Source organism: Vibrio profundi, assembly GCF_043642225.1.
In the GTDB taxonomy this organism is placed as follows: Bacteria; Pseudomonadota; Gammaproteobacteria; order Enterobacterales; family Vibrionaceae; genus Vibrio; species Vibrio profundi_A.
The window spans coordinates 17558-41911 of the sequence record NZ_JBHZSF010000020.1; the positions used below are offsets into that span (position 1 = coordinate 17558).

Genomic DNA, 24354 nt, shown 5'->3' on the forward strand with positions numbered 1-24354 from the left:
GGAGGCTAGAAATTGATTATTAATAAACAAATGCATGATTTGAATATTCTGAATGATGCTTCTGCCTTACTTGGATGTTCGACTTCTAAAGAACTCTATCAAAAATTACACGCTCTAATAGAACGACATGACACTGTGAGAGTGAAGACAGGGATAAATCTTGTAGCAGCAGAAGCTCCTATGAGTTTACAAGCTCGGCGGCTACTAAGTTGCGACTTGGGATCTAGAGCCTCAGGCGGCTCTATTGGACGAAACAACCGTTTTTTTACAGGGCTTGATCAAGCCGATGAAATAGAGGCGCTTTGCATTGTATTACTTAAAGATTTATTTGAATGTCATCATGCAGACCCTAGGCTTCTAGGAGGACTTCATGCTAATACGGTTGTCTACGCAGCTCTCAAAAACTATTTCAAAGTATCAGACATGTTTACCCTCAATACATTTTATGGTGGTAACTCTAGCAACCATAGCTTAGGTCCCCCTGGGATCTTGAACTACTCTATTTCCGACCTACCCGTTGCGCCGAGTACTCTCGAAATTGATTTGAATGCGTTTGAGTATATGGCGAAGCTGAGACAACCGAAATTAGTTAGTTTAGGCGCCGGTCTTAACCTTTTTCCTTTTCCCGTAAAAGAGATAAAAGACATTATTTCTCGTTGGGGAGGGATGTTACTTTTTGATGGTTCGCATCAAGCCGGGCTGATTGCAGGTGGAGTTTATCCAAATCCCTTATCTTTTGGAGCTGATATTTATACAGCATCGACAGGAAAAACATTCAGTGGTCCGCAGGGAGGGGTAATTTGCTGGAACTCGGAAAAATTCTCCTCTCCGATTAGTACCACTATATTCCCAGTACTCACTGGTTCACATCAGCTTAATCGAATTGCGGCCCTGACTGTCTCATGCTTAGAATTAAAAGAGTATGGTCCAGAATACATGGCGCAGGGGATCCTTAATGCTAAGTTACTTGCTCATCACTTACAGGCGCAGGGAATAGATTTGCTCTGTTCTGATGAGGGCTTTACTCAAACTCATCAAATTATTGTCAAGTGGAGTCAAGTAGAAGGCGCGCGCTTAGCTTGTTATCGTTTAGCTGAGGTAGGGATTTTTGCTAATGCAGTTGCACTCCCTAAAGATAAAGAACTGCTATCGGGGATACGCTTTGGTGCAACAGAGATTACTCGATTAGGGATAACAAAAAGTCAAATTGTCGTTTTAGCTGAGGTGATAGCAGGTGTTCTACAAGGTCATTACAATTTAAAGGAAGCGAGCAATGTAGTGAGTCAGCTAGCTTCAACATTTTCTGACTTTAAGTATAGCTTGGAGGATGAATAATGACTTCTAATACTGAATTGTTTACCTACTTCATTGTTACCTTGTTATATGCGTTCATGCCAGGACCAGCGATGCTTTATAGTATTGCTCAAGCTGTGTCGGGCGGGAAGAAAGTAGGGATCATGGCCGTTTTCGGTCTTCATATAGGTGGGTATTTTCATGTGCTTTTAGCTGTAGTAGGTTTGTCCTCGGTGCTTTTAGCTAATCCTACTCTCTATTCCGTCATTCAAAAGTTGGGCGCTTTTTACCTCGTTTGGTTGGGTTTTCAACGTATCTATCTAACTAAAACGTTCCGGGTGACTTCTTGTGAAACTAATATATCTCCTAAAAGAACTTTCATTGAAAGTGTCATTGTCGACGTTCTGAATCCGAAAGCTGCAATTTTTTATCTCGCTTTTCTTCCACAATTTGTAAACGAAGTAGCAAGTATTGCTATTTGGTTGCAATTGCTCATTTTGGGCGTTCTAACTAATTTAATGTTTAGTAGCGCGGATCTTTTAAGTGTTTTGATGGCGAGCCACCTACAAAATAGGTTGAAAGAAAGAAGTAACTGGGTCGATTTTTTCTCAAGGTGGTCTGGAAGTATTTTTATACTGTTGGGTGTTATGGCCTTGATAAACTCTTCGTAAAGATGAGAGGGTATGTTGAGTCACTGCTCGGTCTAAGTTGAAATTTTTTGGAACTGAATACGCAATTGAATCTTTCACCATTGTCATACCATTAATCTAAACAGATTCACCGCGCTTGCTATTTAGGTTACTTGACTCGTCTTTTTAATACCTATAGACGATAATCATACACACTCCTTGAGTTGGGCATTGGTCTACGCCTATCTAACTGGCGCCTGAATTTGGTTAGGTTGTTTAAGCTGTCCTGCGCCCATCGGTGGCGTTTTCAGTAGTAAGAGCAGCCGACTTTCACAATGTTACGATGCGCGTCTCTTTAAAGTATGGGGGACTGATCTTTGAAACATTGCAATCTCAACGCAATCAGCATCCCTGGAATGGGTTCATATAACAATGTGCGAATACACCGTAAACGCACACTAGTACATACCTGATTTGGTGAATTTATAGACACAACATAGGTAGAATTCAGTGAAGCGGGCCTATTTTTGAATGGAGGAGTGCTTTAAAACAGGCATATACTTTCTGCAAGAATCATAACCTTTCAAAACTTTTTAACTCAATAAGATTTTCTAGTAGCGAGAAATAATTAGCTTGATTGTTTCTTTTTAAGTTCAATTACTACTTTGAATTACAGAGACACGATTATTGGTGCGAGCAGTTTTTTAAATCGTCACAATATTAGGGACCTTATTCGATTTTTGATGGGTAAAGTATGCCAACGCTCGCGTGATATACGGGGGTGAAGGCAAAAACTAGTAATACTGGTTATTAGTGTCAATACTGTAGTAATAGAATTGATGGCAGTCAGTGCAATGAAAATTTTGAAAGCTCCATTGAATGTCCATATGGCACTCTGGTTCAGTATACTCACAGTATTTGTAGGTGGTGTCCTCATTGGAGTCAGTGAGTATCATGCTCAACGTATACTGAAAAACACGGCTGTTGAGCTGAGTAATGAAAGCCGACAAAAGCTTGAAATGATGTTTAAGCTAGGGATCGCGCCAGTGCTCAACACCCTTAACATGGTGGCATCAAGTACACTTATTGAACATGAAGCTCTACCCGAGCAAGAAGCACAATGGCTCAAAGCTCTGTACTATGTCTTTAAAAGAAACCCTTCTATTACTTCAATTTATTATACGTCAGATAGTGGTTCGTTTACTCTTATACGTCCTATCGTAACCAAAGAAGAGCGAGAACGGTTGCTTGCCCCCTCTGGCGCCTCTTTAATGCTCAGTCAGACTAGTAAAACTGGAGAACGAGAGCGTCTCTTTTTTGATGATGAGTTCAATCATGTTTATCGAGAAATTAGTCAAAAAGGTGCTTTTGTCCCTCGGAGTCGACCTTGGTTCATTCCTAAGGGGGAAGGGGGCTCCGGAAATATTCAATTGACAGAGCCGTATCTGTTTTTCAGTTTGAAAGCGTATGGTGTAACTTTGTCACGCCGCAGTGACCAAGGGAATCATGTGGTGGCGGCTGATTTTACGCTTGCCACTTTATCTAAACAAATCCGTAGAATTGCCCACACACCAGATACCCAGTTAATGCTACTTGATAAAAATCTTAACGTATTGGCTTATAGTGGTGATGAACAGTTAATAGGGAGTGAAGCCGTTAACGCCAGTGATGATCACATTTCAATTTTCAGTGGGTTTATTGAACATGTCGATTCTGCTCAGGTAGAGCATATCACTTGGAAAGGAGAAAGTTGGGTCAGAACCCTGACCCCGGTCATACTAACGGATACTTTGACCCTATTTTTGGCAGAAGCTACTCCTCAGCAAGCACTATTAAGCGAAGTTTTAGCAATACGTGATCAGCAAGTTATTACCTCACTTTTCTTACTTATTGCATGTTTTTTATTGGTTTGGCATATTTCGAAATATCTAGCTCGCCCACTCGTCAACTTATCCTTTCTTACTCAAGATATAAGCCAATTCAACTTTAAAAAAACAAATTATCCGACGAGCTCAGTTAATGAATTAGACGAATTATCTCAGTCTATTCAAATCATGGAACATACCATTTATGACTTATTATTATTGTTGAACGAAACTGCGGAACATACTGAACTCTCTCAACTAGCTAAAAGTTTGATCGCACAGACTTTCAAAATCACTAATAGTCCACATATTGCATTATTCACATTTCAAGACAAAAAAGACGACCATGACATTCAACTCTCCCTTGAGCAAAAATATGAAGGCTCTGAAATTGATTTTGATATCAAAGAAAAATTAGAAGCTGATAGGACACTTGTAGAACAATTGGGACAAAATGAAATTGTGGTGCTGACTTCAGCTAATGCCCCCAACTATTGGTATGTCTTTCCGAGTTTAAACAGAGATAAGCAGCTTACAGCGTTATTGATCGTTGGGTACTCAGAGCAAGCTCACTCGCAGCAGCGTCACCGTCATGCATTTATATTACAGTTACTGAAATTTGCTTCTATCGCCAAAGATAATTTAGCTCAGATAGCTCAGCAAAAAGCTCTCATGGACGCGTTTATTAAACTGCTTGCATCTGCGATTGATACTAAATCTCCTTATACCGGAGGGCATTGTCAAAGAGTGCCGATGCTGGCTAAGTTGATCACCGATGCCGCCGAAAAAGACAATGGACATTTTAATGATTTTGAAATGACAGATAACGACTGGGAAGCGTTAATGTTAGCGGCCTGGTTACATGATTGCGGGAAAGTCACCACTCCAGAATATGTGGTCGATAAAGCAACAAAATTGGAAACTATTTATGATCGAATACATGAAATTCGTATGCGATTTGAATTGTTGAAAAGTGAAGCCGAAACCGAATTTTGGCGAAAAGTTGCAAGTGGTGGCGATCAACCTCAGTTACAACGCCAGCTAGAGAAAAGTCATGCTCAATTAGATGAAGAGTTTGCATTTATCGCCCAGTGCAATGTTGGACAAGAATGGATGAATGAAAGCAACATTGAAAAAATTGAACGTATCGCACAGCGACGTTGGAAGCGAACCTTAAGTAATCGTATAGGAATATCTTGGCTTGAATCTGCACGATATCAAGATGAAGAACCCTCTTTACCCACCATGGAAGCACTATTGAGTGATAGACCTGAGCACTTAATTCCTTGGGTGAATAACCATTACCCACCTTTAAGTTGGCAAGAAAATTACAATTTAAAGCCGGGTGACTATCAATATAATCGGGGCGAACTATATAATTTAATGATACGGGCTGGAACATTAAATACCGAAGAGCGGTTCATTATCAACGACCATATTATTCAGACCATTCAAATGCTGAGTACTTTACCGTTCCCTTCATACTTAAAACAAGTGCCTGAAATCGCAGGAGGACATCATGAACGATTAGATGGTAAAGGTTATCCTAGAGGGTTGACCGGCGAACAAATGTCATTACCAGCAAAAATCATGGCATTAGCGGATGTATTCGAAGCTTTAACCTCTTCAGACCGCCCCTATAAGACAGCAAAAACATTAGAGCAATCCCACCAAATTTTGCTCAAAATGGCTACCTCTGGTCATCTAGACCCGCATTTGTATTTACTTTTCTTAGAGAAAAAAATCGACCTTTACTACGCTGAGCAATTTTTGTTACCTAAGCAAATAACGGATTTTGAACGAAACACTTATGTTCAAATACTGCGCGATTATATTAAAAAAAACTAGCTGGTCGTTTGAGGTTCTAACGCTTTTTAATATTAACAGGTGTAAAACCTCAGCCTTGAATTGAAAGTGTTAGAGGGGAAGCACTCTAAAATTCTGATCATCCATCTAAGTATTTAGGGCGGATCTACAGAGTATGGCGGTTTAGACCCATTCCGGTTTAAGTGGTTATCTTACAATTGCTTAGGTTGGGAGGTAGACCTTGCTCACCCCCTAATGCGGCTATAACACAGAATCAACTTCTTGCTCAAAATAGTCAGTTCAACTGTTATTTTTTACAATATTTTGTACCAATTGGGGTTAAATATGAGTCGTATTCATTTCGATCAAGATATTCAGCCGTTCTGGGTTAGTAAGGTTTTTTCACAAGTTCTTTGGCGCTGCTTCTTTGATGTTTGATAAGTCCATGAATTTTCAGGTTCGGTGCTTTTAGTCGTAAATATCAGCGAAAGTCTTCTTAGCCAGCTCGTTTTGTCGCTTAGGTTTCAATTCTGAACGATTCATTTTACTTATGAGTTTGAAGCCAGTAGTTTCATAACTAATTCAAGCCTTTGGTACTAAATCTTGGGCTTCACCGCGGTGGCAAACTAACAAATTGCTTAAGACGGACTGTGCTAACGTTTGGCATTTTTAGTTCCAAAGAGGTTAGTGATTAAGGTGTGTTGTTTTAAGTAGAGTGTGCGTTATCAGCCACTTTAAGGCGTTAGGATATTAAGGATGAAAATGGAAACTAAGGATGAAATTATCTTTCCAAACATTCAGTTAAGTCATATTGAATTATACGTTCAAGACCTAGCTAAGATGGAATACTTTTATAAGAGTAAATTAGGCTTTGTTGTCACCGATAGAGGTAAAGGGCAAAATGGTATGGTTTTTTTAAGCCGGAACCCAGAGGAGCACCATCAAATTGTTTTAAGTCCAGTGCAATCGCACAAGACTCTTGAAAGTCCAGTTGATCATATCTCTTTTAGAGTGAAAAATATTGATGAATTGAAAGCCTTCAATTCATCATTAAAGTCAGTTTCTGAAATAAGTTTGCAAACAGTTTCTCATGGCACGACTTGGTCTATATATTTTCGTGATCCTGAAAACAATAGATATGAAATTTTCACAGATACACCATGGCATGTTAATCAACCTTGTAAGTTTGCGGTAAATTTAGAGTTATCCGATGAAGAGTTAATTAAATTTACAGAGAATGAGATTAGAGATATGCCTGGATTTTCTCCAACTAGTGATTGGAAAATAGTTCATAACAATAGTTTAGGTGTGCTTGATTAGCCAGATTCATGTAAACAATTTAAGAGTGATTTAGCACGCTTGGCATTTTAGTTTGAGTTGAGTTCAGTGTTTACTGTGCTCAATAAGCAATGGGGCGCTCGCCTGATGGACGCAGCTCAATATTCTACTTTTCCCTACCGCCAAGAGCAGATGAGGCAGCAATGATTAACAAAGCGAAGCCAAGATATTTTACCCGTGGCCTATCATCATATGGTTTTTACCTTACCTCACGAGTTCACTGCTCTGGTCAAAGCGCATCCTAAGGTGGTTTATCAATGCTTGTTTCATTCTTAAAGCTAGAGGAGATAAACGTGGCACTTATTCAGCATCGCTAAGGGTTGAGGGTAACACTCGTGCTCCGATTGATATTCGTGTCGATTGGTCTGACGATAACCTAATTGAAGATTTAAGAAAGGTATTGGCAAAGGTGAGAGAAGCGAGCTTCCAAGCGTTTTTGGATAATCTACCAAACTGCTAAACACCTCCCTCTATAGCAAACGGACTGGCAATAACCAGTCCGCTTTCCACCTAGTTAGAGGTACAGCTTCGCAAGCTCCTCCCACTTTTTCTTTCCGATAACCTTGGTCAGTTCCGTAATTGAAACTTCAGAAAGGTTGCCATCTTCGTTGTATGTGAGAGTCGGTAATCGCGAATCTAAGCTTTCCCCTTTATCCATTAAGCTCTGGTCGATAGCTTGCCAAAATGCTGGTCCTTTGACGTAAAACAGTGGGTAATATTGATACTGTTGTTCCTTCGAAACTAGGTTATCGGCTTCAAGCAGTCCTGTACTCGCAAATGGAAACTTTTGCTTAAAGTCGTGCCACTGAGCCTGAGGACTAGCAAAGTCATATGGGGTCTTGTCTAGAGACTTGTTCGCATAGTACTCCGCAATACTTTCCGACGCCCATAGTGGCGAGGTGGTGTCGAGTAAATGCATGGATTCATGAGCTGCAATCTTAAGCAGCATTGGCATCTCCTCATCTTCTAATTGACCATTGTTTAAGATGGCATTAATAAGAATCTTATCGCTACCAGCTGCGCCACTGACGCTGCCCGCTTGCTTATCTCGGCTAAAGAAAGCGATATCCCACTGATTTACCGTACTGTCTGGAAACAGGCTGATGAGGTAATTTAACTGGGACTCAAGCGCAGGCTTCCAGTCGTGCATGGTTTGCAAAATCTGCTCGGTATCTGTGGTGACCTCAATCGTTTTACCATTGATATTGAGCTCGACTGGCGTAAGACCCCAAACGACGAACAGTGGTGGTTGGTCGGCATCAGGGAGCCATCCGCATTGATTGTCCGGAGAGCAGACTTGAGCGGGAATTGTCTCACCATTGTGCGTAGAAAACCTTGGAAGAGAATTAAATTCACTGACAAAACGCCAGCCCTTTGTTGGCTCATAGCTATCAATTTGTTTAGCGATATCGAAGCCATCTTGGTCTATCTCAGCAAGCGGTAATTGCCAAATGACATGGTCACATTGAATAGGCCCTTGGTACTCAATGGCTGACAGGCTTCCGTTCGTACTGACGCAGAGTAAAGCGGGCTGTGTGTCGTTGGCGAGTGTTCTTGCTGGCAGAGCGTTAAACGAGCCAAGGTCTTTTGTCTCAACGCTGACGGTTATGGTGTCAGGGCCAGAAGAAGTAGGTTCGATTTGGTACTTGAGCGTTGGTTCAGCAGAAGCAACAAGCGCAGTAGAGAGCAATAATACAGACATAGTAGGTATGAGTAATTTGTAATAGTGGTTGGAGTGGGGATGCTGAAATTAGTTCAATAGAGAGTGGCCCTGACGTTGACTATTGAACCAATGCGAGAGATGTAGCCTAAATTGCCACATTGCTTGTCTAGGGACTCTAGGGTGAAGCCAACCATTGTGTGCACTAGTGGCTGAATGAGCTTGTCTACTTCACTAAAGGTTTGCTGCACTTCCGATAATCAACTCAAAGCAAACTCAGCAAAATTACCGACAAGCTTTTGTCCCTTTCAGCATTTGTAACTAACCTTATCCCATTAAGATTATAATTAAGTAAGCTCAAGTTGGAAAAGAGGCTGGTCTTATAGTGAATATGATAAAAAGAAACAATAAGCACGCTCCTGAGATAAAGTGGGTTGTTGTGTTACTTTTTTTATCTCTATTTGCCAGTAATGTGCACGCTGACGAATGTAAGATACTTAACGTTTCTGGGTCTGTTGGCTGGACTCCATTGCTGATGAAAAATGATGAAAATAATGCCATACACGGCTTATCCTATGATCTTATGAAAGAGATTAGTAACAAGCTTTCGATACCATTTCAGTTTGAAGAATTACCTTGGAAGCGAGCGTTGCTTTATTTGGAAAAAGGCCGAATAGACATGGTTCTTGGTATTTATTGGACGAAAGAGCGAGCCCAGAAATATTATTATACGTCTCCCATCCTAGAAAATGAGGCTAGAGTATTTGTTCTTAAAGAAAATGCTTTCAAATTTGAACAATTATCAGATCTTATTGGGAAACAGGGCGATATTCCTCTCGGAGGAAGCTTTGGAGAAGAGTTTGATCAGTATGCGAAAGCGAACTTGACACTTCATGGTGTGTGGAAAAAAAAGGAGCACATTGGCAGGCTTCAAAAAAGTCGCAGTGTTTTTTTTATTTCAGATTACTTTGATGCGTTAACTGAAATTAAAAAGTTTGGGCTAGAAGAAAAAATTATCGCTTTGCCTAAAGCAGTATCAGTCACACAAGTCTATTTTGTTTTATCTAAAAATTCGCTTTGCTCATACCTCGCTCCAGAAATTAATAATATTATAGAGTGGATGAAAAATGATGGTTCGTTAAAAGCTATCACCGATAAATATCTGGATCCTTCTTAATATTGTGATTGCTGGTTAGCTATGGGGCTTATAATATTATTACTAATTTTAATATTATCGAAATAAGTTAAAGTTCTTATGTGTTTTTGTTCAATGCAGTTACAGATAAGAGAAAGAAAACTCTCTCCAAGAAAGTTGTTTCGACTGATAGGGCAGAGAGGAAGGTCGCATGCTGCGATGTAACTTGTCACATGAACCTAACTCCTCCCCATAAGATAATGTGTCTTTATGCACAAGAGTCGGACTGGCCGATCTCTAACAATGAATGTCACTTAACTACCAAAAACTTAGAAAAATTGAAGGGAATACTTTCGTATTGACCGGCTAATGCACTTCAAAACCTCTTCGAGCTAATAGAAGTACAAGTCAATTTATACGTATATTCGCATCCGGTTAATTAAGACTTTCTTATATACATATGAACTTTGGTTGGTTTTTTAATGTATTAATTTTTATAAGGATTGTTGTTATTTTTTACGGATTGTAATCAGACGGTTTCGAGATGTATCGAAAATGTCGACTGGTTACTGTGTGATTTTTATTCCACTTACAATGCAGCGCTTTGCTCTCAAATTATGTGTGTGTTTACATATTACTCAAATGATATTGAGAATCGTTAACATGTTTATTGCTAATATTACTCCTTCGACTATATCTGTAATTACTACCTATAGATGCACGGCAGCTTGCGAAGACTGCTGTTTCGAATGCAGCCCTAGTATTGATAAAACTCTAACCTATGAAGAAATTCGTGAATTCATTATTAGCGCCAGCCAATGTTACCCTTCAATAAGGCTGATTGTTTTCACTGGAGGCGAGTGCTTTATTCTAAAAGAGAAGCTCTTTTCTTTGATAGCTATGTGTACTGAGATGGGCTTTATTACTCGATGCGTAACCAATGCATACTGGGCCAAAAATTTATTTAGAGCTCGCGACTATTGTAAAAAGCTTATTGATGCAGGTATAGGTGAGATAAATATATCTACAGGTATGTCACATCAGAAATATGTCGCTCATCAAACTATTGTTAATGCAGCGAAAGCATTAACTGAGTTTCGTATAGCAACTCTTATTACTGTGGAAACTGATTCCGAATCATCGTCCTGTTTTGAAAAGCTTAGATCTGAAAGTGTTATTCAAGAAGAGCTTGATAAAGAGTCACCAGGGATCAGAATTCAGGTTAACTCATGGGTTCGCTTTGATAAAAATAATGAAATCAGACAAGAAGAGCAGACAGTTTCAAGCTTGAGTTATGGCTGCGATAACCTGTTTGATACTGTTGTTGTTACACCTGACAAAGAGATAGCCGCGTGTTGTGGTATCACAATGTCCCATATTGATGAAATGAACCTTGGCCATATGAGTCAAGTGGAAAATTACGGAAAGCAAATAGATGATTTTCTAAAAATATGGATCAAGACAGAGGGTGCATTTCAAATACTTAAGCACATTGGCGCTTCTAAAGATAAGTTGAAAAATATAAATCATCCATGTCAAGCATGTGCAATCCTTCATAAGGATAAAGAGATTAAAAAGTTGTTGGTCAATAATTATCCTTCACATGTTGTTAGGGTGATTAATAAAGCTAAACTCCAAGAAATAACAGGGTAGTAAGATGGATATTAATAAACTAACGCGATATGGGGTCATTGGGACAACACTAGTGACGTCTTCATCTCAAGCATTTGATGGGGTAGATAACGAAATCAGTCCAGAACGAGAGTTCGGAAAACCGCGAAGTATTCAAGATAGCCCCGGAAAAAATATAAACTCTACATTAAGGCTAAAACTAAGCCAAACCAATTTACCCCAAGATATATGGGAGGATTTGGGGAAGTTAGAAAACATGTGGAAAGAAGTAAATGATGCGTCTTCTTACATGAGAAAGTTTAATAACTCTGAGATTAATAATGACATAAAAAAACAAATTGGTACCACTTATGAGCATCAACTGATGGCGGCACTTAGTGACCCTACACTAAAGGATATGGCTGCAGATGGCGATTACTATGCTCTTTTATCTGAACTCACAAACCGGGGGATTACCAATGGAAATGCCAGTAGCCTTATGTCAGAAAAAATGCGGGACATATTAATAAAAAATAACAATGTCAGAGAACGAGCAGCGAGTATGTTTGCGAAAGTGTCTACTCCAAGTGACTATGAGTTCTTATCTAAAGCTGTACAGAATGAGACGAAAGTTGTGGCGGGTGTCGCGGTTGTTATTGCAGGGGTTGCATTAGTCGCCGGTGCAGTATACGTGGTTGCCGCTACAGGAGTTTATGTGGCTACCAGTGCCGCCTTTACCGTTGGAGGAGGAGGTGGCGGGGGCTGTATGAATGGTTGTCATATGCCAGCGGATAATTACTCTGCTATAAAGTCATTCGCAGATGAGGTTGGTAACTCTACTTTAGCCTCCAAAGCCTTTATTGAAATGAAGAAACAAGAAGCAAAGGCCGCTGTAGATGCTTCGTTGGCTCTTGGTCTTATTAGTATTCAAGAGAATGATTATGACAATGTTATTAATGCGATGAACCGTATAATCGAAGAGAATGCAGGAGTTGGACAATGACACAAAATATATCCGCCGGAATTTTAAGTAATGTTATTATTAGCGTAATCTTTATCTCAGCTCTTTTTTTGACAATATCTAAAGCCGAGTTTTTTAGCTTAAACGGATTGATCTTCGTGTTGGTGGCATTTATATATCTCGGTATTTTATACCAGATTAATACAAGTAAAGTGACTATATCAAAAGGGGGGGTGTCAATTAACGGCCTAATATGGTCTTACACTGAAAGTAAAGATAACATTTTAGATGTTCTAGTTGTAGATGAGCTTAGTCACGATGATCAAGTAAAATATAGGAACAATGGAATCAGTTTATTCAGCTATAAAGCTGGTAAGTTTACGCTGAAGTCCAATTCATCAGCCTTTCTTCTATCTAATGGTGTTGGGAAATATGCTGTTATTACTACGAAAAATTCAAAGTTTGACAAAATAATATTTAGTTTTGATGAAGATAATATAGACGATACAGCAGATTGGTTTCATGGATAGATTGGCTTTTTTATTTAATGCTTGCGCTATGCATATTGGCGCGAGCATAGAATATAAATTGATAAGACCCCATATGGGTGAGGTAGGCTTAAGAGTCGCGGGTAAGCCCATAGCCAATCCCCGCTACAACGTATATAAAATACTCCACTTTAGGAGAAGCTCAGACATATAGAGGTGTGTTAGCGGTATAAGGAATATGAATTACAGTCGTTACATCACCCGATAAATACTGGTTGGCTCGTTGAAACCTTTAAATGTTTTCTCACCACATTCGAGAAACTGATGCTGTTGGTTTGAACAACTTTGTTTGACTAGATCAACGACAGATATTTGATCTGATTCAGTCGCATCGCATACTCGTGACGCCATTTGTACGGCACTACCAAATAAATCGTTGTTTTCCTCTACGGGCTCGCCAGCACTTAAACCGATACGCACGTGCAGGTTTTGATCGGGTTTATTTGCATTATGCTCTTTGAATGCCAATTGAATATTCTTCGCACATTCAACTGCTTGATCAGCACAAGTAAAAGAAACCATAAAGCCGTCACCAGTATGTTTTATTTCTCGGCCATCATGTTCTTTGATTGCATTGCGCGTAATAGCGTTGTGAATGCGCAATAAGTGCATCGATTTTTGATCACCCAATTTAGTTGTCATTGCAGTCGAGCCTGCAAGATCGGTAAACATGATGATGCGAAACGCGTTATCAATTTCCACTTTTTGATGCTTTTCTGAGGGAACTGGATCTTCTATGCGACCTAAGAATAATTTAACGATATCTGCGTCGACAGGAATGATCTCACCGGGGATGTCGCCATGAGCTTCTTTATGGACTTTTTTGATGACAGCTTCACTCTCGGCCTCTACTAAGCAAAAAGTCGTGCCACGTACTTCGTCAAACCAGTAGGTGACAAATTTCACACCATACTTATCTTGAAGATCCAGATCCTTTTTATGTGCTAATTCAATTGCTTCACGCGTCGGATTTTCTGAAAAATGACGATCCATGTATAAAGGCATAATGGGAATCTCTCGAGTCAAACTGTTCAATTAAACATAGCACAAGCAATAGAGTTGATTATTCAAACCAAGAGTAGTAGCCTTTTCATCAAGGCAGGTTGGATGCCCTACTCGCAAAAACGATAGTACCAACGCATAAACAATTTAAAGCAAGCATTTCACTTGTATATCATCCCGTGACCGGTAGCGAGCAGGTTAATTAAAAGGAGGACGATATGCGTCATCAAAATAATCCAGATCTTCAACTATGGCTTCGAGAAGCTAAAGTTTTACAAAAACTCGCTAAGTCAGCCTCATTGGCTTGTTCTTTACCTGTGCTTAGGCGGCTACTTAATTCTGAAGTGTTAACTAATATTTCGTTAGTTGAACTCAAGAGCAACACCGCGATTATTCAACGTAAACACCTATTGCATCTGCTGGCGATTGAAAATGGCGCGAGCTGTTGGGCTGAGTTTAAACAGCAAGTTATTAACGCTCCTGAAGGCTCAATGCTTCCTAATAGTATTGAATTACGAAACGCCGGTTATCCCGTTCTTTGGTTCGCTAATGTTGATGAGGCGACTGTCTATGCTGAGCAACATGGTGGAAACATCGTTAAGGTCGGTAAACAAGCAGCGGTGACTCCAACCCGTTGGGAAAGTTAACGGCAGTCTTCTTGTCGTAACTAAGGAATAACTTAGGGTTTTTAAAATGACGAGATTAATTCTAGTTTGTGGACCTACAGGGGCGGGGAAGACCACATACTCAATGGCGGTATGCAAGGAAATTGATGCTGTTAAGTTTTCAATAGATCCTTGGATGCAGACGTTATTTGCTAAAGATATGGCTTCACTCGATTTTTCTTGGATGATGGAACGCGTGAATCGTTGTTACGATCAAATCTGGGAAGTGAGTGAGCAAATTCTATCGTTAGGTGGCAATGTCGTGCTTGATTTGGGTTTTACAACCAAGGCGCAGCGCGACATCTTTGTTGAGAAAGCAAGTGCCTTAAATATTAAAGCAGAAATTCACTATCTCGATGCTGCGACGGAAACTCGAAGACGGAGAGTCGCAAAACGAAATGGAGAAAAAGATCCGAACGTATACTCGTTTGAAGTCACGGATATGATGTTTGACTTTATGGAACCTAAGTTTGAAGTGCCGGGTGATTATGAGTTAGAGAACGGGTTAAAAGTGATTGAATAATTAATATCAAGATCACTTTAGTGCCGTGAGACTACACGTGACACTGCGCGAATATAAAAAGCCCACGATAGCTATCGTGGGCTTTTTATTTCCAAAATTTAGCGTGTGAAATGCATTTTACAGGTCAATGTTGCATTGTTTGATATCACATATATTAATAAAAGTGGTGATCCTTACATTTATAAATGAGACATGTATCTCTCTTAATATTTTGATTACTTTCTAAGCTTAGTTGATTTTTATCCAATTAAACAGAAGGTTATATGATAAATAGAATAATAACACTAAGTGGAGTTGCATTACTTTGTTCAGCGGGCGCACATGCGCAAATGCAAAATGGCAATTTTGAAAACTGGGAAGGAAACGTACCATCAGGATGGAGCGTTATTGATTCTGGCATTGCACTTTCTCCCTCTACCGATCCTGTAAACAACGGTAATTATGCTGCCAAAGTCACAGTGAACACCGGCACTCAGAGCAATACTGATTTCTTGCAAACGATAAGTGTCGAGCAGGGAAAAACCTATGATTTCTCCGTCGATGTGTATCACACGGAGGGGAATGTGAAAGCTCGCTTGTTTATTGATGGCTATTTAGGATATTCGAATAATAGCCTGACCAATCAATGGCAGGCAGTAACGCATTCGTACAGCGCAACCAGCACTAAAGATATCGTTGTCGGAGTGAGGTTTTATGATGACGCAGGTTTTGATGGTTCGGAAGTCGTGTATTTAGATAACTTTCAGCCTACCGCAGCCCTTCCAACAGAAAGTTGTAACGATACCCGTGCCACACTCACGCTCGTGACAGACAACTATGGCTCTGAAACCAGTTGGTCCCTGAAAAACTCTGCTTCACAAACTCTTTATTCAGGCTCTGATTATCAAAGTAATACCACTACTGAAGTGGAAATGTGCCTCACGGATGGTGACTACACGTTAGAAGTCGTCGATTCTTACGGCGATGGTATGTGCTGTAATGTAGGAAACGGTTCATATAGCTTGTCTGTTAACGGCACCGTAGTGGCATCTGGCGGTGATTTCCAATCGAGTCAAAGTACTGAATTTACAATTGGCGGATCCACCACTCCGCCAACTGAGCCACCTGTTTTAGGTGAATATTACCAAGACGCAGAGGGTAAGACGGGCTTCGCACTAAAAACGGCCTTGTATCAAATCATTGATAATCACACTAGCCAAGGTTACACCGCTATTTGGACATTGGTTTCTGAGGCTGACCTCGATGTGTACTTTGAGACTGATGGTTCAATTTTAGATATGTACTCAGAGAAGCCTACTGGCTCAGATTCCATTCAATTTACTAAAGTGACTGACCAATGCGGTCAATACAGCAAAGAAGGGGATTGTTACAACCGTGAGCACTCATTCCCGAAAAGCTGGTTTGGTGGGAAAGTAGAACCGATGAATTCTGATGGTCACCATTTGTTTGCCACTGACGGCTACGTAAACTCGAAACGAAGCAACTGGCCATTTGGTGAGGTAAGCAGTGCGACATACACATCGAGCAATGGATCAAAGCTGGGTAGTGCAGCAGCTTCACTTGGCTATGCGGGCACGGTATTTGAGCCGATTGACGAATTCAAAGGCGATTTTGCAAGAGCGTATTTTTACATGGCAACACGCTATGAAAATGAAATTGCGATCTGGGAAGGGAATTCAACAAGTTCAGACGCCGTCCTAGATGGGACAAATACCACCGTGTTTGAACCTTGGCTGCTTGCAATGCTTAAGCGTTGGCATACACAAGATCCAGTGAGCCAAAAAGAAATCGATCGAAACCAAGCGGTACATGATTTCCAAGGAAACCGTAACCCGTTTATTGATCACCCGGAATTTGTTGGTCAAATTTGGGGAAACTAATCGAAAGATAAGTGTCATGAACATGGATTCTTGATTACAGGAAAAGCCCAAGCATTAGCTCGGGCTTTTTTTGTCGAGAAGCGTCAGAGATCATGCTTTTAGAGATTTCAAAAAGAGAATAGTGAAAAGGGCACGTATACTCGTCAGGCGATGGATAGGCCAACTCGTACCGGTGAGATACCACGGAAAATAACGTCATGTTGTTATGCCAAAAACGTACGTGAACATGGAAGGGAGCTCAGTGTACCAACTTTATTATTACCCAAATAACGCCAGCTTGGCTCCGCATTTTCTGCTTCACCACATGAAGTTAGACTATGAACTGCTGCTGGTGGATAAAAAGTCCAACTCTCAAAAATCGGCGGATTACCTGAAGGTAAACCCGGCAGGGCGAATTCCAACACTGATTGTGGATGACATGCCTATTTTTGAAAGCCCTGCGATTTGTATTCATTTATGTGAAAGTCACCCTGAATATCAATTAATTCCCAATATTGGTTCACCAGAGCGGCCGATGTTTTATCAGTGGTTGACCTATTTGAATAATACCTTGCAAGCTGAATTGATGGTCCGCTATTACCCACATCGCCATACTGTTGATGAGAGTGCCATCCCAAGCATTATCGAGGCCCAAGATGAGAGGATCGCGGATGCGCTGTCAGTGATCAATAATCAACTAGCGGATAAGCCCTACTTGTTAGGCGATACGATTTCGGCCTGCGACTATTTCTTATTTATGTTGGCCGAGTGGTCGCTGCCGGTGAAGAAATCTCCGATGTGTTTTGAACATCTGGCGAAGTATTTGCAGCGGCTAACGACCAACGAGACGATCAAACATGTATGTGAATTGGAAGGGATTGACTTAGATCCTTTTCAATCTTTCCTTTGATAAGTCAGACCCAATAGGTAACCGTTATCAGTTTACTTTCAGTGTTATGGATGATGGGAACATTAGCCTCATTTTGCTTGATGGCAATTGGGGCGCGAGAGCTAAATGGGCAATTGGATACTTTCCAAGTACTGTTCTTTCGCAGTGCGATTGGGCTATTGATTATCTCTATGGTCATTATTCCCCTTCGTAGACCAACGCTCTTTTCTACCAACAGAATAAAACTTCACACCTTTCGTAATGTGTTCCATTTTGCCGGTCAGTACGGTTGGTTTGTGGGAATAGGGCTATTACCACTTGCTGAAGTCTTTGCGATTGAATTTACGGTGCCGGTTTGGACGGCATTGATAGCCTGTACCTTCTTAGGTGAGCGTTTGACTGCAAGAAAAGTCCTTTCTATTTTGCTTGGGCTGACTGGTGTCATGGTCATCGTGAAGCCTGGAATTGAGATTGTGAGCATCGCTTCGATAACCGTGCTTATTGCTGCGATATGTTATGCCGTGTCTCATGTCTCTACCAAGGGGTTATCTTCGACTGAGCACCCACTGACGATTCTTTTTTATATGTGCTTAATTCAACTGCCGATAGGTTTGGTGCTTTCACTTGGGAATTGGCAGCTTCCAATCGGTATTGAATGGTGGTGGGTAGCGGTTTTGGGCGTCACTGCGCTGTCTGCTCATTATTGTATGACAAAAGCGATGCAGTCAGCAGAAGTGACAATGGTGGTCACCATGGATTTCTTGCGGTTGCCTATCATTGCACTGGTGGGGGTGTTGGTGTATTCAGAAAGTCTCGAGCTTTCTTTATTCATTGGTGCGGCGTTAATGCTATTGGGGAATTTGGTGAATATGTACCAACCAAATAGAAAGGCAGGCAAAATGGCTTCAAGATAAAAAAAACCGCTTGATGGTTGGCATCAAACGGGTTTAGTTTTACATGTTTGGGACTAGTGACGCTTAGGACCGTTGCGCACTAGGTCTTTGCCCGTTTGGAAAACTTCTTCTGTTACCCAGCGAGCCAATAGCAGCTTGTTACTACCATCAAACACAGCAACGAAATGACGGCCATCTGCGTTGTTCGTTGCCATTCCAATTCCTTCCACACCTTTTAGGCCGAACCCACCATTTTCCACAGCAATAAGAAACTGTTCTAAGTCTTCTAAATTATCAATTACATCAAGTTCGTTGTTCATGGCTTTACTCTTACTTTTACTATTTAGTTTAGCAGCAACCTACCTACTGAAGAGCGATCGTTGCCGATTGCCATAGAGTAGAAGCGTTGGTTGCAACTAGTCTGATGCTGCGTACTTTACCGTGGTAAGAAATAGATTGGAACCTTCAAAGTTAAACCTGCCAAAGTAGTGTCTATGAAGTAATCATATTCACTAGAAAAATAGTAACGAATGCAAGTGCAAACACGGCTCCGACACGTTTAAGGTCACGGTAATAGATGTCTTTTTCTTTTTGACTCATAGTGTTATTCATAAGGAATCCTTAACAGCAAGTTAGGTGAAACAAGGTCCGCATTGAACTAAAGCCTATTAGGTTTTACCCATTCAGTGAGCTTCGGTTTTGGCTGCGTTAAGGGAAAGATAAATGAGGCCACGGGCTTCGAATGACACCATTTTGCCAAAGAGTAGTACTATTGTGTCATTAAGTTGTATGGCTAGACCTAATTGATACTATATTGTCATGATGTCCGCATTTATTATCAGGCGGTATGAAATGATCAAAGTCGAAAAAGTTCCCATTCGCCCCGGAATGTCGTGGCGCCATGTTTATTACGCTTCAACGCTTAAACCTGAGTTGTTACATCAGCACGAAGAGTTTGAAATTAGCGTGTTTGTTGGTTGTAAAGGGGTGCTAGAAGTGTCCCATTCTCAGCTTCCGTTTGATGATATCCAGCTCGTTATGATCCCACCGAATAAGCCTCATTCTAGTTATAAGTTGGAACCTGTGGCGGAGGTGGCCGAGCAGCACAGAGTTTGGATTAATGCTGAATGGGTGAGAAATATGATCTATTTTTGCCCAGAAATGCGTAAGTTGGAGAAGCTACTGCACAGGGTGAAAAATGGAGTGAAGTTCTCACGCGAGACCGCAATCGCCGTTTTTAAAGAGCTCCGAGAGTTGGATTGCAACGTGCCTAAGATGGAGCAACTGACAGTATGCATTCGGATATTGTCTTTATTGAGCCAAGAGGCCAAACCGATCATGTTAGACGTCTCTGATAAAACATCGTTTAAAGAAGAGTCTGGCCAGCAAGATAAAGTAGACGCAATCTCGCAATATATTGCGGAACATTACTGCCAAAGAATTACCTTAGATGAATTGGCCGAAAAGTTTTTTATCAGTCGAAGTTCTTTGCATCGACTATTTCTTTCCCATTTTGGCGAAACCTTTGTCCAAAGGCTTAAAAAAACGCGTTTAGGTCATGCGGAAAGATTGTTGGAAAGCAGTTCGTACAGTATTAGTTTGATTGCTGAGAAAGTCGGGTATGACAGCCAGTCGAATTTTAATCGTCAGTTTAAAGAATATCGTGGAGTCTGCCCGAGAGAATATCGCTTAAAGCATACAGGCACGAAATCGAGAGGGCAGGGAAAGGTATGATGGTTTGTTTGCCAACGAATAACGACAGGGCGTTATTCGTTGGTTGATAGGCTCATGGTTCGCTAGTTCTTGGCGATGTTAGCGATACCTTCAAGTTGGAGCACAGGCGCTGCATCAATGTCTTCAGCGTTCATCATCGAAGAAACGCGCTGCATTGAAGAAAGCAGTAAGCTTTGTTCCCATGCTTCTAAATTCTGGAATTTATTAACAAAGTTATCTTGCAGTGGCAGAGGCGCATTGCTTAATAGCTCTTGACCTTTCTCCGTTAAGTTCGCGTGAACTTTACGGCGGTCCGATTCACTTCTTACGCGTTTTACATAACCATTTTGCTCTAGGCGGTCGATAATGGTTGTGGTGGTCGCTTGGCTTACATTGGTGTGGTTCGACAATTCTTTGATTGTGACGTTATGCATCTCTTGGATAGCGCGCATTAGTATTAATTGCGGCCCCGTCAAACCATATTCTTTACTCAGCTTTTTCGAGTGTAGATCGATAGCTCGAATGATCTGGCGAATTGCGACGAGAACTTCTTCATGTTTTTCCAAGATGCAGACCTTTGTATAAATGCACGATTGAGTGATTGCAACGGGATTGCTTAATGCATAGTTGCAAATTTATAGATAAGCGTATTAATTTTCCGCATTGTACTCATGTTCATACTATTCTCAATCTTTCTATAATGCCACGCAGACATTTTGCTTGGAATTTGAACATTAAGACGGGTAACGACTCATAGGCGCGGAAAGATTTCTGCGCCTATGAGTATTAAAGCCCTTACACGGAGCCTTAATCGCTTTCAAAGGTTTCCGGAATTATTGAGTGCTCACTATGCGGCGCTATTCAGTTGGAAATTACCCACCAACGCATTGTAGAACTCACTATTATCAAGAATACCTACTAACTTATTATCTTCGACTAACAAAATTGGATGATCGCTGATTTGTTTAAGCTTTATCGCGTCACGCATACCAATTTCTGGGCTTGCGATAACCAGTGAGGAAGCGGTAATATCATTGAGATCATCTTCGGATTCTTGCCATTCAATGAGGTTAACGCTTTTTTCACCTTGAACAGTGAGGGCTTCACCCACTTGTTTAACCCAAAGGTCTTTGGCATCGCATATCTTCCAGCTTTCGTTCTCTTTCTTCAATGAATCCAATGGCTGCATTAGCGAGCGGCCTTTCAATACATTGAGTGGATTAGTATGCGCGACGAAGTCTTTTACGTATTCGGTTTTCGGTGTTAATACGATTTCTTCTGGTTTGCCGTGCTGAATGAGCTTTCCCGATTCCATAATCGCGATGTTGTTACCAATTTTTAGCGCTTCATCTAAGTCATGGCTGACAAACAAAATCGTCTTATTCAGCTTACTTTGCAGAGTCAGCAGCTCGTCTTGTAGTTGGGCGCGGATCAAAGGATCTAGTGCTGAAAACGGTTCGTCCATAAGCAAAATGTCGGTGTCCATAGCAAATGCGCGTGCAAGCCCAACACGTTGCTGCATACCACCAGAAAGCTCATGTGGAAATTTAGATTCCCATTCCGAAAGGCCGACCATTTCGAGTTGTTCACGCGCTTTTGCACGGCGAACGCTTTTGGCGACCCCTTGCATTTCTAGACCGAATGCGACGTTATCGAGGACAGAGAGCCACGGCATCAGTGCGAACTTTTGGAAAACCATTGAAACACGGTGCGTTCGCAAGTGGCGTAAAGTGGCTTCATCACATTGCTCACCTAAGTCGACAAGCTTGTCGCCATCTTTGATTGCTAACGTACCTCGGCTGATTTCGTTCAACCCGTTAACGGCACGCAGCAAGCTCGATTTACCAGAGCCAGATAGCCCCATAAGTACGCATATTTCACCTTCTTGAACGGTGAGCGAAACATTATCGACACCAACCACTTGACCAGTTTCGTCAATGATTTCTTGGCGCGTTTTTCCTTGATCAAGAAGCTGAAGTGCTTGCTCGGGTTTATCACCAAATACCACGTCGAGATCTTTAATGGTAATCGCGTCCATGACTATATTTTGTTGTGACATAGTTAGACTTCCTTTTGATTTGGTGTTTTGCATAAGCGATCAAGAATAATTGCGACAAGAACGATAGCTAAACCTGCCTCAAATCCTTGAGAGATGTTTACTGTGTTCAGTGCTCGTACAACTGGTTTTCCTAGCCCATCTGCACCTACCAGCGCAGCGATCACGACCATAGACAGCGATAGCATGATGCACTGAGTCACCCCTGCCATGATGCTTGGTAAAGCGGCAGGTAACTCGACTTTGACCAGCAGTTTCATGCGGCTTGCACCAAACGCTTTACCGGCTTCGATTAACTCTTCAGGTACTTTGGTCACACCTAAGTAGGTTAAGCGAATTGGCGCAGCAATCGCGAAAATGATGGTTGAGATTAGGCCCGGAACAATGCCTAAACCGAACAGTACCAGTGTTGGGATCAGGTAAACGAATGTTGGGACGGTTTGCATTAAATCGAGGATCGGCCTTAATAGGGTGTACAACCAAGGGCGGTGAGCCGCCATGATCCCTACTGGAACGCCAATTAATACGGAAATCGTTGTCGCAGCAAATACGAGGACAAAGGTTTCCAGCATTTCTTGCCAGTAGCCAAGGTTCAAAATCATTAGCAATGCAGCGACGACAAATACGACGAGTGACACCTTACGATGTAAGTACCACGCAAGAGCAGCGGTAATGATGATCGGTAACGCTGGTGGCATCCATTTGAATACATCGACTAAAAAGAGAATTACAGTTTCTAAAAAGATTGAAATGGCATCGAAAAAGCCTGCTGCATTGATCGTTAGCCAATCAACGCCAGCTTCCATCCATTGACCTACAGGGATTTTGTTATCCGTAATAAAATTCACAATTTTGCCTTTTATTAGTAGTGGGCCAAATTCGGCCCACCTTTATATTTTGATTAAGCTTTTACTTGTTTTAGGTATTCAGTGATGGCTTGAGTTGCTGAATCACCTTGCAGAGTTTTCACATTGTTTAACCAAGCTTCAACCTGTTGAGGGTTGTTGTTTAGCCACTGTTGAGCGGCTTTTTCTGGTTTAACATTTTGGTTTAGGATCGCTTCCATTAGTTCATTTTCCATTTCTAGGCCGAACTCAAGGTTTTGAAGCAGCTGGCCAACGTTTTGGCACTCAGAAAGGTAGTTTGAACGTACGTTCGTGTAGACATTCGCGCCGCCGTAGTTAGGGCCAAAGAAGTCATCACCGCCAGAAAGGTATTCCATCTCAACGTTGCTGTTCATTGGGTGCGGAGCCCAGCCTAGGTAAACAATCCATTGATTACGGCGTACCGCACGTGACACTTGAGACACCATGCCCGCTTCACTTGATTCAACAAGGCTAAAGTCTTTAAGGTCAAACGCATCTGAATCAATCATTGATTGGATTAGGCGGTTACCATCGTTACCTGGTTCGATACCGTAGATACGGTCCTTAAATTTGTCGGCATGTTTTGCAAGGTCAGCGAAGCTTTTCACACCAGCGTCGTAAACGTATTTTGGTACCGCTAGCGTGTATTTCGCGCCTTCAAGGTTCGCACGTACCGTTTCAACGGTGCCGGCTTCACGGTACTTGGCGATATCGCCTTCCATGGTTGGCATCCAGTTGCCAAGGAATATATCAATGTCGCCATTCGCCATTGAAGAGTAGGTCACTGGTACCGAAAGTAGGTCTGTTTTAGTTTGGTACCCTAAGCCTTTTAGAAGCTCGGTGGTGACGGCTGTAGTAGCGGTAATGTCGGTCCAACCTACATCTGCGAAGCGTACGTTTTCACACTGGTTTGCATAGGCGTTAAATGCTAATGAGCTAACGGCTAAGGTTGCGAGCGTCTTTTTAGTGATAGTCATAATGGTTCCTTTTAATCTTTCCTTTAGCTGTTCGTAACAGCGCTGCTGACTTTAATTGTGCTGCT

At 41.4% G+C, this 24354-nt stretch carries 21 protein-coding genes and 2 pseudogenes; 16 read left to right on the forward strand and 7 right to left on the reverse strand.

What is annotated here, in order from left to right; genetic code table 11:
* Window positions 1-12 precede the first annotated feature (12 nt).
* The 6 genes and pseudogenes from ACHUFI_RS20725 to ACHUFI_RS20745 form a co-directional block, all read left to right on the forward strand.
* Window positions 13-1335, forward strand: a complete 1323-nt coding sequence (locus ACHUFI_RS20725) for a serine hydroxymethyltransferase (protein ID WP_394252632.1) — start codon at window positions 13-15, stop codon at window positions 1333-1335.
* Window positions 1335-1964, forward strand: a complete 630-nt coding sequence (locus ACHUFI_RS20730) for a LysE family translocator (RefSeq protein ID WP_394252634.1) — start codon at window positions 1335-1337, stop codon at window positions 1962-1964. Before ACHUFI_RS20725 ends, ACHUFI_RS20730 begins: the two co-directional genes overlap by 1 nt.
* A 797-nt stretch (window positions 1965-2761) precedes the next feature.
* On the forward strand, window positions 2762-5635 hold the full coding sequence (locus ACHUFI_RS20735) for an HD domain-containing phosphohydrolase (RefSeq protein ID WP_394252636.1): 2874 nt from the start codon (window positions 2762-2764) through the stop codon (window positions 5633-5635).
* A gap of 714 nt (window positions 5636-6349) precedes the next feature.
* Entirely contained in the window at window positions 6350-6913 is a 564-nt protein-coding gene (locus tag ACHUFI_RS20740; protein ID WP_394252638.1) for a VOC family protein, read from the forward strand.
* A 132-nt stretch (window positions 6914-7045) separates the two neighbouring features.
* A pseudogene (locus tag ACHUFI_RS22485) lies at window positions 7046-7204 on the forward strand (IS91 family transposase); the annotation flags it as partial.
* Window positions 7203-7391: pseudogene (locus ACHUFI_RS20745) on the forward strand (DUF1028 domain-containing protein); the annotation flags it as partial. The pseudogenes ACHUFI_RS22485 and ACHUFI_RS20745, both read left to right, overlap by 2 nt.
* Window positions 7392-7445: 54 nt before the next feature.
* Here ACHUFI_RS20745 and ACHUFI_RS20750 read toward each other — a convergent pair.
* Entirely contained in the window at window positions 7446-8633 is a 1188-nt protein-coding gene (locus ACHUFI_RS20750; protein WP_394252640.1) for a hypothetical protein, read from the reverse strand.
* A gap of 349 nt (window positions 8634-8982) precedes the next feature.
* On the opposite strand from ACHUFI_RS20750, the gene ACHUFI_RS20755 reads away from it, so the two are divergent.
* The 4 genes from ACHUFI_RS20755 to ACHUFI_RS20770 all read left to right on the forward strand — a co-directional run bounded on the left by ACHUFI_RS20755 (window position 8983) and on the right by ACHUFI_RS20770 (window position 12828).
* Window positions 8983-9768, forward strand: coding sequence for a substrate-binding periplasmic protein (locus ACHUFI_RS20755; RefSeq protein WP_394252711.1), 786 nt, complete (start codon window positions 8983-8985; stop codon window positions 9766-9768).
* Window positions 9769-10389: 621 nt separating this feature from the next.
* Window positions 10390-11379, forward strand: coding sequence for a radical SAM protein (locus ACHUFI_RS20760; RefSeq protein ID WP_394252642.1), 990 nt, complete (start codon window positions 10390-10392; stop codon window positions 11377-11379).
* A 4-nt stretch (window positions 11380-11383) separates the two neighbouring features.
* A complete protein-coding gene (locus ACHUFI_RS20765) occupies window positions 11384-12340 on the forward strand; it encodes a hypothetical protein (RefSeq protein WP_394252644.1) in 957 nt (318 codons plus the stop codon).
* Complete coding sequence (locus ACHUFI_RS20770; protein ID WP_394252646.1) at window positions 12337-12828, forward strand: hypothetical protein; 492 nt, start codon at window positions 12337-12339, stop codon at window positions 12826-12828. The genes ACHUFI_RS20765 and ACHUFI_RS20770 overlap by 4 nt, the downstream gene beginning before the upstream one ends.
* A gap of 210 nt (window positions 12829-13038) precedes the next feature.
* Here ACHUFI_RS20770 and ACHUFI_RS20775 read toward each other — a convergent pair whose 3' ends face one another.
* Window positions 13039-13851 carry a nickel-binding protein gene (locus ACHUFI_RS20775; protein WP_394252648.1) on the reverse strand — a complete coding sequence of 271 codons (813 nt, stop codon included), beginning with the start codon at window positions 13849-13851 and terminating at the stop codon, window positions 13039-13041.
* 215 nt (window positions 13852-14066) lie between these two features.
* On the opposite strand from ACHUFI_RS20775, the gene ACHUFI_RS20780 reads away from it, so the two are divergent.
* From ACHUFI_RS20780 to ACHUFI_RS20800, 5 genes are all read left to right on the forward strand, one after another.
* Complete coding sequence (locus ACHUFI_RS20780; protein WP_394252650.1) at window positions 14067-14495, forward strand: hypothetical protein; 429 nt, start codon at window positions 14067-14069, stop codon at window positions 14493-14495.
* 46 nt (window positions 14496-14541) lie between these two features.
* Complete coding sequence (locus tag ACHUFI_RS20785) at window positions 14542-15036, forward strand: P-loop nucleotide/nucleoside kinase family protein (protein WP_394252652.1); 495 nt, start codon at window positions 14542-14544, stop codon at window positions 15034-15036.
* A 263-nt stretch (window positions 15037-15299) separates the two neighbouring features.
* Window positions 15300-16916 (forward strand): endonuclease, encoded by a 1617-nt coding sequence (locus ACHUFI_RS20790; protein WP_394252654.1) that lies wholly within the window; start codon window positions 15300-15302, stop codon window positions 16914-16916.
* A gap of 241 nt (window positions 16917-17157) precedes the next feature.
* A complete protein-coding gene (locus ACHUFI_RS20795) occupies window positions 17158-17805 on the forward strand; it encodes a glutathione S-transferase family protein (protein ID WP_394252713.1) in 648 nt (215 codons plus the stop codon).
* Window positions 17806-17855: 50 nt separating this feature from the next.
* Entirely contained in the window at window positions 17856-18698 is an 843-nt protein-coding gene (locus tag ACHUFI_RS20800; protein WP_394252656.1) for a DMT family transporter, read from the forward strand.
* Window positions 18699-18751: 53 nt separating this feature from the next.
* Here ACHUFI_RS20800 and ACHUFI_RS20805 read toward each other — a convergent pair whose 3' ends face one another.
* Window positions 18752-18997, reverse strand: coding sequence for a hypothetical protein (locus ACHUFI_RS20805; RefSeq protein WP_394252658.1), 246 nt, complete (start codon window positions 18995-18997; stop codon window positions 18752-18754).
* Between the two features lie 532 nt (window positions 18998-19529).
* On the opposite strand from ACHUFI_RS20805, the gene ACHUFI_RS20810 reads away from it, so the two are divergent.
* Entirely contained in the window at window positions 19530-20411 is an 882-nt protein-coding gene (locus ACHUFI_RS20810) for an AraC family transcriptional regulator (protein ID WP_394252660.1), read from the forward strand.
* Window positions 20412-20473: 62 nt separating this feature from the next.
* Here the strand turns inward: ACHUFI_RS20810 and ACHUFI_RS20815 are convergent, their stop codons facing one another.
* From ACHUFI_RS20815 to ACHUFI_RS20830, 4 genes are all read right to left on the reverse strand, one after another.
* On the reverse strand, window positions 20474-20956 hold the full coding sequence (locus ACHUFI_RS20815) for a MarR family winged helix-turn-helix transcriptional regulator (RefSeq protein ID WP_394252662.1): 483 nt from the start codon (window positions 20954-20956) through the stop codon (window positions 20474-20476).
* Window positions 20957-21237: 281 nt separating this feature from the next.
* Complete coding sequence (gene choV / locus ACHUFI_RS20820; RefSeq protein ID WP_394252664.1) at window positions 21238-22449, reverse strand: choline ABC transporter ATP-binding protein; 1212 nt, start codon at window positions 22447-22449, stop codon at window positions 21238-21240.
* Between the two features lie 2 nt (window positions 22450-22451).
* Complete coding sequence (gene choW / locus ACHUFI_RS20825; RefSeq protein ID WP_394252666.1) at window positions 22452-23294, reverse strand: choline ABC transporter permease subunit; 843 nt, start codon at window positions 23292-23294, stop codon at window positions 22452-22454.
* 53 nt (window positions 23295-23347) lie between these two features.
* On the reverse strand, window positions 23348-24289 hold the full coding sequence (locus ACHUFI_RS20830) for a choline ABC transporter substrate-binding protein (RefSeq protein ID WP_394252668.1): 942 nt from the start codon (window positions 24287-24289) through the stop codon (window positions 23348-23350).
* Window positions 24290-24354 lie beyond the last annotated feature (65 nt).

Excerpts from the sequence above, each read along its gene's own strand:
- ACHUFI_RS20760 (WP_394252642.1), top strand. The coding sequence starts at position 10,390 with ATGTTTATTGCTAATATTACTCCTTCGACTATATCTGTAATTACTACC.
- ACHUFI_RS20800 (WP_394252656.1), top strand. The coding sequence starts at position 17,856 with ATGATGGGAACATTAGCCTCATTTTGCTTGATGGCAATTGGGGCGCGA.
- ACHUFI_RS20805 (WP_394252658.1), bottom strand. The coding sequence starts at position 18,997 with ATGAACAACGAACTTGATGTAATTGATAATTTAGAAGACTTAGAACAG.
- ACHUFI_RS20785 (WP_394252652.1), top strand. The coding sequence starts at position 14,542 with ATGACGAGATTAATTCTAGTTTGTGGACCTACAGGGGCGGGGAAGACC.
- ACHUFI_RS20735 (WP_394252636.1), top strand. The coding sequence starts at position 2,762 with ATGGCAGTCAGTGCAATGAAAATTTTGAAAGCTCCATTGAATGTCCAT.
- ACHUFI_RS20830 (WP_394252668.1), bottom strand. The coding sequence starts at position 24,289 with ATGACTATCACTAAAAAGACGCTCGCAACCTTAGCCGTTAGCTCATTA.
- ACHUFI_RS20770 (WP_394252646.1), top strand. The coding sequence starts at position 12,337 with ATGACACAAAATATATCCGCCGGAATTTTAAGTAATGTTATTATTAGC.
- ACHUFI_RS20790 (WP_394252654.1), top strand. The coding sequence starts at position 15,300 with ATGATAAATAGAATAATAACACTAAGTGGAGTTGCATTACTTTGTTCA.
- ACHUFI_RS20730 (WP_394252634.1), top strand. The coding sequence starts at position 1,335 with ATGACTTCTAATACTGAATTGTTTACCTACTTCATTGTTACCTTGTTA.
- ACHUFI_RS20755 (WP_394252711.1), top strand. The coding sequence starts at position 8,983 with ATGATAAAAAGAAACAATAAGCACGCTCCTGAGATAAAGTGGGTTGTT.
- ACHUFI_RS20765 (WP_394252644.1), top strand. The coding sequence starts at position 11,384 with ATGGATATTAATAAACTAACGCGATATGGGGTCATTGGGACAACACTA.
- choV (WP_394252664.1), bottom strand. The coding sequence starts at position 22,449 with ATGTCACAACAAAATATAGTCATGGACGCGATTACCATTAAAGATCTC.
- ACHUFI_RS20810 (WP_394252660.1), top strand. The coding sequence starts at position 19,530 with ATGATCAAAGTCGAAAAAGTTCCCATTCGCCCCGGAATGTCGTGGCGC.
- ACHUFI_RS20780 (WP_394252650.1), top strand. The coding sequence starts at position 14,067 with ATGCGTCATCAAAATAATCCAGATCTTCAACTATGGCTTCGAGAAGCT.
- ACHUFI_RS20775 (WP_394252648.1), bottom strand. The coding sequence starts at position 13,851 with ATGCCTTTATACATGGATCGTCATTTTTCAGAAAATCCGACGCGTGAA.
- ACHUFI_RS20740 (WP_394252638.1), top strand. The coding sequence starts at position 6,350 with ATGAAAATGGAAACTAAGGATGAAATTATCTTTCCAAACATTCAGTTA.
- ACHUFI_RS20750 (WP_394252640.1), bottom strand. The coding sequence starts at position 8,633 with ATGTCTGTATTATTGCTCTCTACTGCGCTTGTTGCTTCTGCTGAACCA.